Here is a 13,252-nt window from a genome sequence, read left to right as displayed (position 1 = left end):
AATTCCTTGATATAGCTATTTCCCATAACTGAAATAATAATTTTATGGACTTTTTTAGGAACTTTTTAATTTTTCAATAGCTTTTTCATAAAATGAAGTAGCATTTTTCTGATTGTCTTTGGATAGGTGGCTATAAATATCCATGGTCATAGAAAGTTTTGCATGGCCGAGCCGTGTTTGTATCTCTTTGTAAGGTAGTCCAGCATTGAGCAAGATACTAGCGTGAGTGTGGCGGAAGGCGTGGAACGTAAAACGAGGGCATCCAGCACGTTCCAAATGTTTTACTAACCTAAAACTAAGCATTCTAGCGTCTATATGCTTATCAAAGCTATTAGAGAATACTTTCTCATAGGTCAACCCCATTTCTTTTCCTATTTGGGATTGTCTTGCTTTATAGAGCCGTAGCATGAGCACCGTCTTATTATCCAAGTCAATTACCCTAATACTTGATTTAGTCTTAGGGCTAGTGATTTCTTTGATAATATTTAACGTTTTATTGACGTCTAGTGTACCATTTTTTAGGTCAATATCAGACCACTCTAAGGCTAAACACTCACGAATACGCAAACCAGTAGCTAAAAGCGTCTTATATAGCACCGTATCAAAGAAATTTTTGTAAGTGTTTGGCAACTGATCCATATAAGCTAAGAACTTTTTCAAATTCTCATCATCCAGATATTTCAGTTTTTGCCCTTCTTTGAGTTTACGCCGTGGAATAATGACATCACGGGCAGGGTTGAAGGGGATAGCTTGCAAAGATACGGCATATTTAAGTATGCGTTTGTTTAGAGAGTGAAGGAGCGGATATTCTTGGAATCCCTCACCTAATTGATTGTAGTCTTTTGCCCACTGGTTAACTTGACTTTGAATGATTGGGGGCGTCAGTTTATCCAGCCTATAGTTTCCGAAAGCTGGAAGTAGATATTTATCTATTTTGAATTTGGTACCCATTAAGGTAGATTTTTTAACCGTATGGCAGTATGTTTCTAGCCAATTCTCCACCAGTTCGGCATAGGTATTGATTTGAACCGCTTTAAATACTGTTGACCCGTCTTTTTCAAACTCTATTTGAGCCTGTAACGCTTTGGTTTTGAGTTCCTTCTTGTTTCGGCCTGATATAGTTGTCTTGACTTTCTTACCTGTTACTGTATCTGTACCCAGATAGATACTGGAGCGGTAGACTATTGACCCGTCTTTCTTTTTGTATTCTGTTATTTTCATGATGATAAACCTTTCTAAAATACATCAGCAGGCAAGCTATTATTAAAAAGGTTTTAGATTGTGGTTTAAATCATGCTAGGGCTTCATAGATTGCCCCACATTCGATTTTAAAGAGTCAGACGGTAAATAATACCAGAGTTTGAAACAAGGCGGATATGGGGCTATTTATCGGCTAGGCGCTTTAGATTGTCCAGAGCTTTTTGATTGTTTTTGTAAAGTACCTCTAACTGTTCTTTGGCGATTCTATTGAGTTCAGTTAGGCGGTTGCTTTGTGATAGCCCTTGTTTTATCATTTCAGCGTTAAGACTTTGTAAATTATTAAGAACTAATAACTGTTCAATAGTGGCATTATCTCGCTGATTACCGTCTTTTTCTGGGAAAGCTTTCTTGTATTCTTTGGCAGTCATACCGAATAAGGCAACATTAACCAAATCAGCTTCAGAGGAGTAAGCGTATGATATTTGAGACGGCTGAAGTGTTGGGACAATATTTTCTTTAATTGCATCAGTTTGTATTGTGTAATTGAGTTTTGAAATATAGCGGTTCACTTGCCAATCTAACTGATTTCTATAGGCCTCTTCTTGTTTAAGTCGTTGATAGTCCTGAATGATGTAGAGTTTGAACTCTGGGGAAATCCAAGAAGCAAACTCAAAGGCTATGTCTGAGTGGGCATATGTTCCACCGTAGCGTCCAGCTTTTGAAGTGATACCGATGGCGTTCATTCTTTCTATCCATTGTTTAGAAGTCATTACAAGCCTACCAGGTTCATTTCTAACCGTATGGAATTCCATACGGTTAAAATTTGGGTTATTAATGCTTTCCCAAGTTGCTAAAAAGTCTATAGTAGCATAACTACTAAGCCAGTTTGAAATAACTATTCTAGGATCTTCGCTATTTTTATATTTAGCTATATCTGTCAAGCTAACATAATCAGTATTATTGGCTAGTAAAGTGATTTCTTTACCGTTTGCGTTGATTTTAACCATGGTAGTCCTTTCTAAAATATTGTAAGTGGTTGACATTTGTTGACATCAACAAAATTAGTAGATATGGGGCTTATATGGGCTTGTTTGTGGTAAGTAGAAGAGTCACCCCTTGTACTTATTTAATTTTTTCTTTAAATTTTGTAACTCTATGTATTTGATTTGAGCGGAAACCATTTTTCTTATGGAGTCATCTAAATCTTTCATATGCTCTTCTAAGCTTTCTACAACTTCTATAAGGGTGTTAGAGTCAACTTGAGTGACTTCAGCAACTTCTTTTAGCCCTTTTAGTAATATCAAAATATTTCTAAAAAGTTCTTCATAGCTAGAAGAAGCTGTAACGGACAAGTTTTTAGCAATGGTCATTCCTTTTGAAAGTTCAGAATCGACTTCTTCAATTTGATCTAGTAGGTCTTCATACCCCAACAGATATCCAACACTTACTCCGAAGTAGTCAGCTAGTTGCTGGGCTTTCTCTGGTTTTATTTGGCTTTCTCCGTTTTCCCAGCGTGATAGAGTCTTTTCTGATATGCTCATTTCTTTTGCTATTTCCTTTTGAGATAGCTTTTTTTCTTTACGTAACTCTTTTAATCTATTCATTTATATCAACACCTTTCAAATGTATTATATCATTCTTTTTATCGAACCAGACAAAAAAAGTCCAATAAAATAAAAAATATCCTTGACAAAGACAAAAAGTGTCTGTATAATAAAAACCAATCAGACAAAAAGTGTCTGAATAGAACCTCCAGCACAACACTTTTCAATCTATTCTGCTGGAGGTTGATTTTAAAAATAATAGAAAGAGGTAAGACATTTGAAAAATAATATGCGTGTTATTTTAGCAAAGAAACGCTTGAAGGTGGCAGATGTTGCAAGAGAAACAGGGCTATCAAAAAGCACTTTGACGGCATTGTATTATGAGCGTTCAAAAAATCCGACTTTTGAGACATTGCAGAAAGTAGCTGACTTTTTAGAAGTTACGATTGACGACTTGTTAAAGGTTGGATAAATAGAAAGGCAGGCAAGCAATGAAGAGGAACTATACAAGGGTCATCGATGAAATGCGAACCACTCACGGGCTGAACTTGGTAGCTATTGGCCAACGGATAGGCATAGACCCCCGAACAGTTGGCAAGTGGGCACAGGGCAAACACAAGCCCAACAAGGAGAGTAGAAAAAGACTAAATCAGTTATACAGAGAGGTTAAGCAAGACATGACAACACAAGTAAGTATTTTTGAAGAGACAACAGACCAAGGGCAACTATTGCAGGTTGTCACTACTACTATTTTTCACGGTCAAGCGTTGGACATCTACGGCAGTGAACAAGAACCGCTATTTAGAGCTAGAGATATTGCTGAAATGATTGACTACGCAAAAACTGGACAAGGATATTATGACGTGCAATCAATGCTAAGAAAAGTAGATGATGACGAAAAGGTTAAGGGGACAGCTTTAGAAGGACATACGAAAATTTTTCGTAGTGGTCAACAAGTATGGTTTTTAACTGAGCATGGACTCTATGAGGTGCTTATGCGGTCAACCAAACCAAAAGCTAAAGAGTTTAAGAAATGGGTTAAGCAAGTATTAAAAGATGTTAGGCAACAAGGCTACTACATGGCTGGGGAACTGGTGGAAGAACCACAGACCACTATAAAAGCCCCTGACACATTGGCAGAGGCAGAGCGGTATTATATCGATACACTAGCCAAAGCCATTGCAGAGGCTCAGAATATGGACGACAAGAGCCGTCTGACAAGCAAGCTAACCCGATTCATGCAGGAGGTAGAACCACAATGGAACTAGTTTACATGGACGGCAAGAAAGAGCCGTATACTACAAGCGAGATCATTGCTGAATGCGCTGAGGTTAAACACGATACAGTACAAAGCTTAATAAGAAATCATCAAGAGGATTTTGAAAGCTACGGAATAATCGGATTTGAAATCCGTAAATTAGATGGGCGAGGGCGACCAATGAAAATCTATCGCTTAAATGAACAACAAGCTACTTTGCTGATCACTTACTTAAAGAACACCGAACCAGTAAGGCGTTTTAAGATGAACCTAGTCAAAGCATTCTTTGAAATGCGTGAGGAACTTTCTAAGTTTCGTATGCAGAGGGCGCTAGAAAAGTCAAAAAGAAAAACCTTGCATGACAGTATTGAGAACTGGGAACAAGCACCCAAGCACCCGCATAGCACCATGAACAACCTGCTACTGAAAGCAGTAACCGACAGGAACGCGAAGCAGTTAAGGGAAGAACGTGGGGGCTATAATGGCATCGATAGCTTGACCAGTGACGAGCTGGAGCAATATCAGGCATTTGAGGACATGGTAATAGCCATGATTGGCTTGAATATGAGTTACCAAGAAATCAAGGCTATGGCATTCAGAAATAAAAAAACACGCCAAAGAAGCGCGTGAGAGCAACAAAAAAGGCTTAGCAATAACCACACCGCAGAGCCTTTCACACTAACACTAAAACGAATTTAACAAAGCAGGCAAGCTATTATTAAAGAGGTTTTAGTAAAGATTTATACCTAGATTATAGCATATTTAGGACATTTTGACCATACGGAGAGCGCCAACTCTTAAAACTGGTACTTTCTCACGCTTTCAATTTGGCGAGTCTGAGCGTGAGGATATCCAGTATAGTAAAAGGCATTAAAAAGCCCTTAGGGCAATTACACAACATAGAAACATAGGTAAAAAACATGACAGAAACAACATACGATATTATCGCTAAAAGCTTGGATAGAATTAGTATGGAATTACACCAAGCAGACGAAAACAATGATTTTTTCAGAATAGGACTCTTATCAGCACAATTAAAAGCTGTCAAAGAAAATTTACACCGCTTGCTTTGGATTGAACTTCCTGAATTGAATGACAGCCATAAAATCGAGGCAGTTTCTAAAAGCACTACGGGAATGTTTTTCCACCCTGGTATTTTTGAAATGGACGCTATGCGACAAGCCTTCTTTAAACGCCAAGCAAAGCACTTTTTTGACAACGAAGCAGAGCAACAGGCGTATATAGAGCATGTTGAGAAGGAGTATTTAGGGGCTACTGTAACCTTTAAAGATATTCTTTTTAACTCTAAAAATGGAACTCAGAGAGTAAATAAAAGTTGTCTTATAGAGAAGTTTGAGGAGGCAATGCAATGACACTGGACCTAGACAACATGACACAAGCAGAATTTGATGAACAAATGGCTGAAATCAAGGAGAGGAATCCGAACCTCTTCCAGTTTATTGCTGATTTTGTAGATAGAAAGGTAAGCACCGAAGAGGTGGACGAGTTCCTGAAGATGGAGCGAACTGATCAAGTAGAATATATTAAGAATTATCAAGCGAGGGCATAACATGAATGAATTAGATTTGACCAATACACAATCGGTAATCTTTATGGTGGTATTGATTGGCTTACTGCTTTATTTAAACCACCGAGACCGCAAAAAAAGCGCCCAATTTGAGCGAGAAAGCAAACAGACGATAGAAACACCTAGCGAGGATTTAAACCCTGATTATGGGCGATATATCCAGCTTGCAGGGGTAAGAGTTTACGGAGGAATGAAATGAGTTACACAGTGAAGATATACCTTGATAGTGAAAAAATACCAGATCAACCTTATTTTACAAAAGAGATTTTTCTAGCTACGTGTATGGACAATGCAACAAAGTTAGCTGTAACTATGGGCTTGTTGGCAAAACAAGCGTTGGATTTAGAGACTAAGACAGCTATTTTGAAAACCTTGGATACAATCATAGAAACTCAAAAAGATATTTTGCAAGGGGTAGCGAGCGGACAAATAACCTTTGTGAATAAAAGCAAAGGAGAGGAGGAACTGAATGAGTCTATCAGAGAATGACAAACGAGTATTAAGACTAATCAAGGTAGGGGCTGAGAACTCCATAACAGGGGCAGAAATCAGCCTAATCACTAAGCTAGCAGAAAGAACCGTGCAAGATATTATCAGCCGTCTAATCACGCGCTACGGCGTTCCTATCATCGGGGTACGTCATGGAACATTTAGAGGATATTTTATCCCAGCTAACAAAGAGGAGTTACTGGACGGTGCAAAAACATTTTACAATCAGATACGAGAAGAAGAAAAGCGCCTAGCGGTGTTGATGAACAGCGACCTAGAAAGCTACAAAGAAACCTTGAAGGAGGTGGGCGGATATGTTTAGCCTAAGCCGAGAAAGTGAGCAAGATCTATCGCATGGCATTCTGGAGGTAGTGGAAAGATACCTGGAAGCGCGTGATACAGTCAAACCACGACTGACAGGTTTAATCTCAGCCCAGGAAGTCATGGACGAGTTAGATATAAAATATATGACACTCCAAAAATGGGAAAAAGCAGGACTAAGGCGATACCAGCCCCCACTAGAAGATACTAGGAAAATCTATTATAGAGTTTCGGACTTGCTGAAGTTTATGGGGGTGGAAAATGGGTAGATACATGACAGAGCCAGCTTATGCTGGTATGAAGTTAGCCAAGGAAGATAAAACCAAGGTCAGACGCCCAAAGTTGAAGCAACTCAAAGAACGGAAACAACTGAAGAAACTGAGGAAGAAACGTCGGAAAGGGAGCTGATATGACGATTTACGAGGCTAGAGGCTTTCAGAGTAATCTTGTTTATCCATTTGATAAGCTTGAGCCGTTTGAGTATATTGAACGTTTTAAGCCTCTGGTAGTCCCTGAAGGGGTAAACATTGAAGAATTTAAACGTACACAAGCGCCTTACTGTATAAGTGGCAAAGTGACACCAGAAAAGCATGGCAGTTACAAGCGAAACAACTCCAGTCTAATCTATCGGGATTTGATTTTCCTTGATTATGACGATATACAGGGGACGTCTGAGGGCTTTATAAAGGCTGTTTCTAGCGCTTTATTTGGCTACTCCTATATCTTATACCCGACTATCAAACATAGCTTAGAAAAGCCCCGTTTTCGCCTTGTAGTGAAGCCTGACAACGTGATGAACGAGGCAACCTATAAGCAGGTAGTGAAAGAGATTGCTGACAAGATTGGCCTACCCTTTGACATGGCCAGTTTAACATGGTCACAACTTCAAGGGCTACCAGTAACAACAAGCGACCCAGCAAGTTATCAAAAGGTTGTGGAGCATGGACTTGATTATCCAGTCCCCAAGGTTGAACCAAGAGCGAAGCAAGGAACTACTGAGCTTTACAAGCCTAGAGCAAGTGGCCAGAGGTCAATGACTATGAGGATCATTAACACACTTTTTAATGGCTTTGGAGACGAGGGAGGGCGTAACGTGGCACTGACACGCTTTGTAGGTTTACTCTTTAATAAGTGGGTTGATTGTGACCTAGAGACCGCCTACGAGCTGACAAAGATAGCTAATAGTGTGACGGTTGAACCATTGCCTATTGAGGAGCTAGACCGCACTTTTAGCAGTATAGCACGGGCTGAATATAGAAAGAGAGGATAGAACCATAGAACTAGAAGAATTAGGAAACCTAGAAAGTGAAATCTTAGAGGCGCGTGAAAGCGAGGATAAGCACTTTAAGACTTTCAAAGGTGTTAGGGGACAGCTTATCAAAGAGTGTCAAGAAATCAAGGACAAGGCTTATCAGCAAGCTTATGAAGAAGTTATGGCAGACAGCAAACACCTTGAAAATGTAAAGGCAGGCAGGTTGACCGAGGCCCAGCATGAAGAACTAGCCCAGCAGAAAGGCGAGGAAAAGAGCAGTAAGGCCTTACCAACTAATCCGCTGGGAGTTGCTATTATGTTAAAAAAGTACGTCCGATTTATTAGAATTAAGCCAGAGGCACAAGGGCAAAAAGCCCCATTATATTTCTATAATCCTGATTTTGGTATCTGGTTAGAGGATAATGAATTTTTGCAAGATCTTATTTCTGTCATTTATCCAAACACAACAGAAAAACAGGCATTTGATACGCTTTATAAAATAGCAAGACAAAGCCAAATGAGGAAAATCCAAGGCAATTATACTGTAATTGGGAAACAGCTATACAATGCTAAGACAGGCATTTTTGAAGAAACTACACCAGAGATTACAGCAACAAGAAAGATAAAAACAGGTTATAATCCTGTAGCAGAAGAGCCGATAATTAACGGCTGGAAGCCGACAGCTTGGCTTTTAGAGTTGTTTGACGGTGACGAGGAACTTTATAACCTTGCTATCCAAATTATAAAAGCAAGCATAACAGGGCAGTCATTGCAAAAAATCTTTTGGCTTTTCGGTGAAGGCGGAACAGGAAAAGGAACTTTTCAGCAGTTACTTATAAACCTAGTTGGTATGGAAAATGTGGCCAGTTTGAAGATCACTGGTTTAACAAAAAGCCAATTTTCAACCTCTATATTATTAGGGAAGTCACTTGTAATCGGAGATGATGTACAAAAGGACGCAGTAATTAAAGACACTTCAGATATGTTTAGCTTAGCAACAGGCGACATAATGACCATAGAGGACAAAGGGAAACGCCCTTATAGCATACGCTTTAATATGACGGTAGTACAATCTTCTAATGGTTTACCAAGAATGAACGGGGATAAATCAGCTATTGATAGGCGATTTAGAATTTTACCTTTTACCAAAATATTCAAAGGTAATCCTAACAAGGCTATCAAAGACGATTACATTAACCGCAAAGAAGTGCTGGAGTACCTGGTTAAGTTGGCTATTGAAACACCAAACGCTGACATTAACCCTACGAAGTCTATTGAAATACTTGAAGAACACCATAAGGACATGAACCCCGTTATTGATTTTGTTTCTAAGTTTTTTACTGATGAATTGACAAGTGAGTTTATCCCTAATAGTTTTGTCTATCACGTTTGGAAAGGTTTCCTAGAATACTATGGTATTAAAGAAAACAGGTCAGAAATGGGCTTACATCGAGAAATCAAAAGCAACCTGCCTGAAGGTTTCGCAGTTGGCCAGAAGGTTATCCCTGCAGGGCAACAGATACATAAAGGTTTTTATCCTAAAGAAGACCTACCGCCGTTTGCGAGTATAGTTTACGCTAATGGTAGGGAAACACCCGAAAAGCAGAAAAAGCCAAAGAATGAACGCGGGTATTACAACCATTGGCCAGAGTACAAAAAGAGAAGGAAAAGAAAATAAGAATTTTATACACTTTACACAGTAGGGCAAAAATTTTATACACTTAAAAACGTTGTCATATCAAGGGTTTTATACACTTTATACGAAAAACACGGAAATAAAAAAATTTCCTTATATTATGTTTTAAAAATGGGGTCCCTATTATCCCTATATATGTTTTTATTTTAATGTATAAAGTGTATAAAGTGTATAAAACAATAGCAAAACCCTTGGCATTACTGACTTTATTTTTTATACACTTTCAAAAACAAGTGTATAAAATTTGTAAGAAGCGTATAAAAAAGGGGACAGAAAAATCAATTAAGTACAAAAGGAGTAAAAAACATGAAAATTAAACTATTTTTTTATTACAAATGGCAACAATCACTAGAGAATTTTGAACAGGAAGTAAATGATTTTATGGCGACCGTGCAGGTAATTGATGTAAAACATTCAACCGCAACCGTAGGAGATAGTGATGGTATGGGTGCGATTGCTAGTTTGCTAGTATTATACAGATAACAAAATGGGGTAGATAGTACCGACCCCCTTGCAATGGTGTAACTACTAGTGACACCCTTAAAACAGAAAGAGGAAAAACAACATGACATTAAAAACATTTTCGGATAAAGCAAAAACATTTACTTTCACTTACGAATTTAAAGACCTAGATACTGCTCTGGTAGCAGGTCACGCGCTACTGGGATATATGACTGGAACTTATGAAGTACCATCTATTTCAATAACTCACAAGGATAAGGGAACGCTTGTCGCCGAGTATGTGGAGGATAGCAAACTAAACAAGACCTTCAAGCGTATTTGTGACAGTTTTAAAGACTACTACAACCAACCAGTGGACGATGAAGCATTTGAGGAACGTTACAAACGGGAGCGCGTGCTTCAACTCAAAGAGTCAGAGGACTTTGAGAGCTTGCTGAATAAGGTCACAGACTACGAGCTGGAACTATTAGACTATGCTGATCGCTTGCTTTCTGATAAGCCTATCCCTATGGACTCTATGACTGCTTTTGGTACGTTGGAAAAGCTGGGCGATGAAAGTATTAGCCTACTCCAAAAGTTGGACATAGAGGGCGAATATAAAGGCCTTGCTGGTTATACAGAGCATTTGAAATAGAACACAGGGGAGCAATCCCCTTTTTGCTATCAAGTCAATAGTTTTGGGTTTTTCCATATAGGGGGAAATAATGAAGCAGTTAGCAATAGAAACAATCACTAAACCAATGAAGCTGAAAGGAATATCTAAGGGTATAGCTGAGTTGGACGGTCAACGTTTAGAGATTGATTTGGATAATTTAATGATTGATTTTGGTGGAGAGTCATTTGAATTAGACAGAATAGCAGGAACTAAGGGAGGTAATCGATATTTCTTTCTTTGCCCTAATTGTGGGAGACGGTGCAGGTTACTTTATAAACGGTATTTATATTTTAGTTGCGGTACTTGTCTAGATATCCACAAGAGTACCCTGAACCGTAGTAAAACGGATTGCCAATACTACTGGGAGCTTGCGCTTAGAGAAGCTAGAAAGGTAGAACCAGGGTGGAGTCCTAGACGTGGTAGATATATGTTTGATGGTTTCCCTGAAAGACCAAAGTATATGAAGCGTGACAGGTATCATAAGCACTATAAGAAGTTTTTGAAGTATACTGAAAAAGGGGATAGATTTTGGCTGAATGGTTCGAGATTGTAGGACGATATGAAGTAGTGTGCAATTTACAAAACAAACAAATACTACATATTAGACGGTTTAAATGTTAAAAAAGCTAGATATATCAAGGATTTAAGTAAGCAGAGCGTTCCAAAAAAAGGGTGCGATAAATGGAGCGCGTGCTTTGATAAAAAAATTATTCGTTTAGGAAAAGGAAACAGGAAATACTTAGGTTTTGCTTAGGTAGTGGCAGTAAATATGCCTGACAAATGGCAGGGTTATGTGTGTTGAACTCCGAGCGAACGCCGAGAAAGTGGATATATTCCCCTATCATTTATCAAGCAGATAAGAGCAATAATAACCCTCCTTAACTCCCTGAGAAATGACAAGCAGATAAGCGGAGTTTTTAGCCCTCTTATTTCGGATTTACTCCTTGCAGAATGACAAGCAGATAAGGACGACAATAAGCCTTCTTAATTGCTTACAAAACGATAGGGAGTTAAGACGAATTTAAAGGCTCCTTATTTTCGTTTTTCTCCTTGTCAAACGGTAAGGAAATAAGACAGGAAATAACATTGCTTATTTTGATTTTGCTCCCTGAAAAACTGTAAGGAGATAAGGAGACTTTTTAGCTTCCTTAATTTGGATTTTCTCCCTACAAAATGACAGGGAGATAAGAACTAAAATAACTCCCCTTATTTCCCTACCAAATGATAAGGAGATAAGAGTAATTTAAAAGTCTGTTATTTTGGATTTGTTGCTTACCAAATGATAATCAGATAAGCAAAGAAATAACTTGCCTTAATTGCTTGCAGAATGACAAGGAAATAAGGGAGATAAAAACGTCCCTTAATTGCCTATCAAACCATAAGGAGATACGGGGGCTATCTCCCTCCCCACGCGCTTCTATGAGCTTCACACCGTCATTGTACATTTTTTCTCACGGAAAAGCATTTGAAGCTAGAGCGAACGCCGAGAAAATGCAAAAAAAAGCCAGTACAGGGCTGACTCCTTTGTGATATTCCGATAAAAATATTATATCATAAAGGAGGCCGAGGCATGACACCAGAGCAGGTAAAAGAAAAACTAGAGGGCGCTAAGTGGATAAGTAAGGAAATCAAAGGCTTATATTTGGAATTGGAAGCCCTGGAAGGTGGTATTATCAAAAAGCCAACACTAAGCCATAGCAGGGTACAGACAAGCAGGGGAAATACAGCAGAGAATAACCTTATAAGTGTTCTAAAACTAAAAGAGGATACGCTTCAGAGGATTGAGCGACTTACTGAAGAGAGAATGGCAATATCTGGGCTAATCGATAAGCTGGACAATCCGCTTGAGCGTTCTGTTCTAAGACTTTTTTACTTGAATGATCTTGTAGCTTCGGAGGTAGCTGAAGAAATAGGAAAATCTACCACCTCAGTATATCGAGTAAAGCAGGAAGCTATAGAACACTTGGCCAAGGTGGAAGGGGTAAACTAATGGAGCTGGATAAGTTTAAAACGATGATGAACGTCAGAAAGCGGATGACTTACTTTCTACGATTCCAGAGGATGGCAGGAAGTGAAAACCAAGTTACGATAGATGAAGAGGCTTGGAAACTTGTCTTACCTGATCAGTGGAATTTGAGCGGCGAACATGAAAAAGCAATCCGTGAGGGGTTGGAGATATTCGCCCACGACATCAACAGCATAGAGAACGAGAGAGCCAGAAAATACTTCATTATCCATTATTGCTACATGAGAAAGAAAACAATGAGCGAATGCGTAGAAATGGCAGGTACTAGCTCCACTAGTTATCACCGATACAAACAGATAGCCGTCTTAAACTTTGCGAGAATCCACCAGAACGGAGAGCTAGAAGCATATAAGTAGGCAAATATAGGTTGAGGCTTCATATTCGCCCCCTATTTCGCTTGGTTTCGTACTGGACAACTAAAACACCATGGATAAACCAGAAGCCCTCAGAAACGAATCTGGGGGCTTTTGTGAGGTCATAATCTTATAAACCACGCGCTTCATGGTATAATATACCTATCAGCAACCAGCAATAAAAAAAGCACGTTTGACCGTGCTAGTTTCTTGCCTGCTGAACTCGTCAAATCTTAGCCCTTTTGTGGGGCTTTTTTTGTGTACTTTTTGAGAATTTTTAGGAACTTTTAATGATTTCTAATCAAATGAGATTTTTTAAAAACTCAACAATATCAAGCTTTTGGGCGCTCTAAACAAGTTTAAAAGTGTGTGGATTATAATCTAACACAAAAAGGGAAAACTTGCTAA

The 13,252-nt window shown here is 38.9% G+C and carries 20 protein-coding genes; 17 read left to right on the top strand and 3 right to left on the bottom strand.

Features of this window, described 5'->3' with window-relative positions; all coding sequences use genetic code 11:
- Positions 1-54: 54 nt before the first annotated feature.
- The 3 genes from WKI42_RS06870 to WKI42_RS06860 all read right to left on the bottom strand — a co-directional run bounded on the left by WKI42_RS06870 (position 55) and on the right by WKI42_RS06860 (position 2,804).
- Positions 55-1,221, bottom strand: coding sequence for a tyrosine-type recombinase/integrase (locus WKI42_RS06870; RefSeq protein WP_050242870.1), 1,167 nt, complete (start codon positions 1,219-1,221; stop codon positions 55-57).
- A gap of 161 nt (positions 1,222-1,382) precedes the next feature.
- Positions 1,383-2,207 carry a KilA-N domain-containing protein gene (locus WKI42_RS06865; RefSeq protein ID WP_138705661.1) on the bottom strand — a complete coding sequence of 275 codons (825 nt, stop codon included), beginning with the start codon at positions 2,205-2,207 and terminating at the stop codon, positions 1,383-1,385.
- A 102-nt stretch (positions 2,208-2,309) separates the two neighbouring features.
- Positions 2,310-2,804 carry a helix-turn-helix domain-containing protein gene (locus WKI42_RS06860; RefSeq protein ID WP_235285175.1) on the bottom strand — a complete coding sequence of 165 codons (495 nt, stop codon included), beginning with the start codon at positions 2,802-2,804 and terminating at the stop codon, positions 2,310-2,312.
- Positions 2,805-3,021: 217 nt separating this feature from the next.
- Between WKI42_RS06860 and WKI42_RS06855 the strand changes: the two genes are divergently transcribed.
- The 17 genes from WKI42_RS06855 to WKI42_RS06775 all read left to right on the top strand — a co-directional run bounded on the left by WKI42_RS06855 (position 3,022) and on the right by WKI42_RS06775 (position 12,847).
- A complete protein-coding gene (locus WKI42_RS06855) occupies positions 3,022-3,216 on the top strand; it encodes a helix-turn-helix domain-containing protein (protein ID WP_000794674.1) in 195 nt (64 codons plus the stop codon).
- Positions 3,217-3,235: 19 nt separating this feature from the next.
- Positions 3,236-4,012: a BRO family protein gene (locus WKI42_RS06850; RefSeq protein ID WP_368081515.1), complete on the top strand. Its 777-nt coding sequence runs from the start codon at positions 3,236-3,238 to the stop codon at positions 4,010-4,012.
- A complete protein-coding gene (locus WKI42_RS06845; RefSeq protein ID WP_368081514.1) occupies positions 4,003-4,632 on the top strand; it encodes a Rha family transcriptional regulator in 630 nt (209 codons plus the stop codon). The genes WKI42_RS06850 and WKI42_RS06845 overlap by 10 nt, the downstream gene beginning before the upstream one ends.
- A gap of 290 nt (positions 4,633-4,922) precedes the next feature.
- On the top strand, positions 4,923-5,375 hold the full coding sequence (locus WKI42_RS06840) for a hypothetical protein (RefSeq protein WP_368081513.1): 453 nt from the start codon (positions 4,923-4,925) through the stop codon (positions 5,373-5,375).
- Entirely contained in the window at positions 5,372-5,572 is a 201-nt protein-coding gene (locus WKI42_RS06835; RefSeq protein ID WP_368081512.1) for a hypothetical protein, read from the top strand. The genes WKI42_RS06840 and WKI42_RS06835 overlap by 4 nt, the downstream gene beginning before the upstream one ends.
- Before the next feature lies 1 nt (position 5,573).
- Positions 5,574-5,789 (top strand): hypothetical protein, encoded by a 216-nt coding sequence (locus WKI42_RS06830; RefSeq protein WP_368081511.1) that lies wholly within the window; start codon positions 5,574-5,576, stop codon positions 5,787-5,789.
- Complete coding sequence (locus tag WKI42_RS06825; protein WP_368081510.1) at positions 5,786-6,079, top strand: hypothetical protein; 294 nt, start codon at positions 5,786-5,788, stop codon at positions 6,077-6,079. The genes WKI42_RS06830 and WKI42_RS06825 overlap by 4 nt, the downstream gene beginning before the upstream one ends.
- Positions 6,060-6,401 carry a DNA-binding protein gene (locus WKI42_RS06820; RefSeq protein ID WP_261041474.1) on the top strand — a complete coding sequence of 114 codons (342 nt, stop codon included), beginning with the start codon at positions 6,060-6,062 and terminating at the stop codon, positions 6,399-6,401. Before WKI42_RS06825 ends, WKI42_RS06820 begins: the two co-directional genes overlap by 20 nt.
- Positions 6,394-6,669 carry an XRE family transcriptional regulator gene (locus WKI42_RS06815; RefSeq protein ID WP_368081509.1) on the top strand — a complete coding sequence of 92 codons (276 nt, stop codon included), beginning with the start codon at positions 6,394-6,396 and terminating at the stop codon, positions 6,667-6,669. The genes WKI42_RS06820 and WKI42_RS06815 overlap by 8 nt, the downstream gene beginning before the upstream one ends.
- Positions 6,662-6,808: a hypothetical protein gene (locus WKI42_RS06810; RefSeq protein ID WP_000534152.1), complete on the top strand. Its 147-nt coding sequence runs from the start codon at positions 6,662-6,664 to the stop codon at positions 6,806-6,808. Before WKI42_RS06815 ends, WKI42_RS06810 begins: the two co-directional genes overlap by 8 nt.
- A gap of 1 nt (position 6,809) precedes the next feature.
- Positions 6,810-7,670, top strand: a complete 861-nt coding sequence (locus tag WKI42_RS06805) for a primase alpha helix C-terminal domain-containing protein (protein WP_368081508.1) — start codon at positions 6,810-6,812, stop codon at positions 7,668-7,670.
- Between the two features lie 163 nt (positions 7,671-7,833).
- Positions 7,834-9,330, top strand: coding sequence for a phage/plasmid primase, P4 family (locus tag WKI42_RS06800; RefSeq protein WP_368081507.1), 1,497 nt, complete (start codon positions 7,834-7,836; stop codon positions 9,328-9,330).
- 324 nt (positions 9,331-9,654) lie between these two features.
- Positions 9,655-9,831, top strand: a complete 177-nt coding sequence (locus tag WKI42_RS06795; RefSeq protein WP_130899171.1) for a hypothetical protein — start codon at positions 9,655-9,657, stop codon at positions 9,829-9,831.
- Positions 9,832-9,913: 82 nt separating this feature from the next.
- On the top strand, positions 9,914-10,444 hold the full coding sequence (locus WKI42_RS06790) for a hypothetical protein (RefSeq protein WP_368081506.1): 531 nt from the start codon (positions 9,914-9,916) through the stop codon (positions 10,442-10,444).
- Positions 10,445-10,514: 70 nt separating this feature from the next.
- Positions 10,515-11,018: a hypothetical protein gene (locus tag WKI42_RS06785; RefSeq protein ID WP_368081505.1), complete on the top strand. Its 504-nt coding sequence runs from the start codon at positions 10,515-10,517 to the stop codon at positions 11,016-11,018.
- Between the two features lie 1,017 nt (positions 11,019-12,035).
- Complete coding sequence (locus tag WKI42_RS06780) at positions 12,036-12,455, top strand: DUF1492 domain-containing protein (RefSeq protein ID WP_368081504.1); 420 nt, start codon at positions 12,036-12,038, stop codon at positions 12,453-12,455.
- Positions 12,455-12,847, top strand: coding sequence for a transcriptional regulator (locus WKI42_RS06775; protein WP_050242857.1), 393 nt, complete (start codon positions 12,455-12,457; stop codon positions 12,845-12,847). Before WKI42_RS06780 ends, WKI42_RS06775 begins: the two co-directional genes overlap by 1 nt.
- Positions 12,848-13,252: the final 405 nt, after the last annotated feature.

This window comes from Streptococcus pseudopneumoniae, from assembly GCF_038148935.1.
Lineage (GTDB): Bacteria > Bacillota > Bacilli > Lactobacillales > Streptococcaceae > Streptococcus > Streptococcus pseudopneumoniae_U.
Note: the sequence above shows the minus strand (reverse complement) of the source record. Positions and strands in the feature narration are given on the sequence as shown.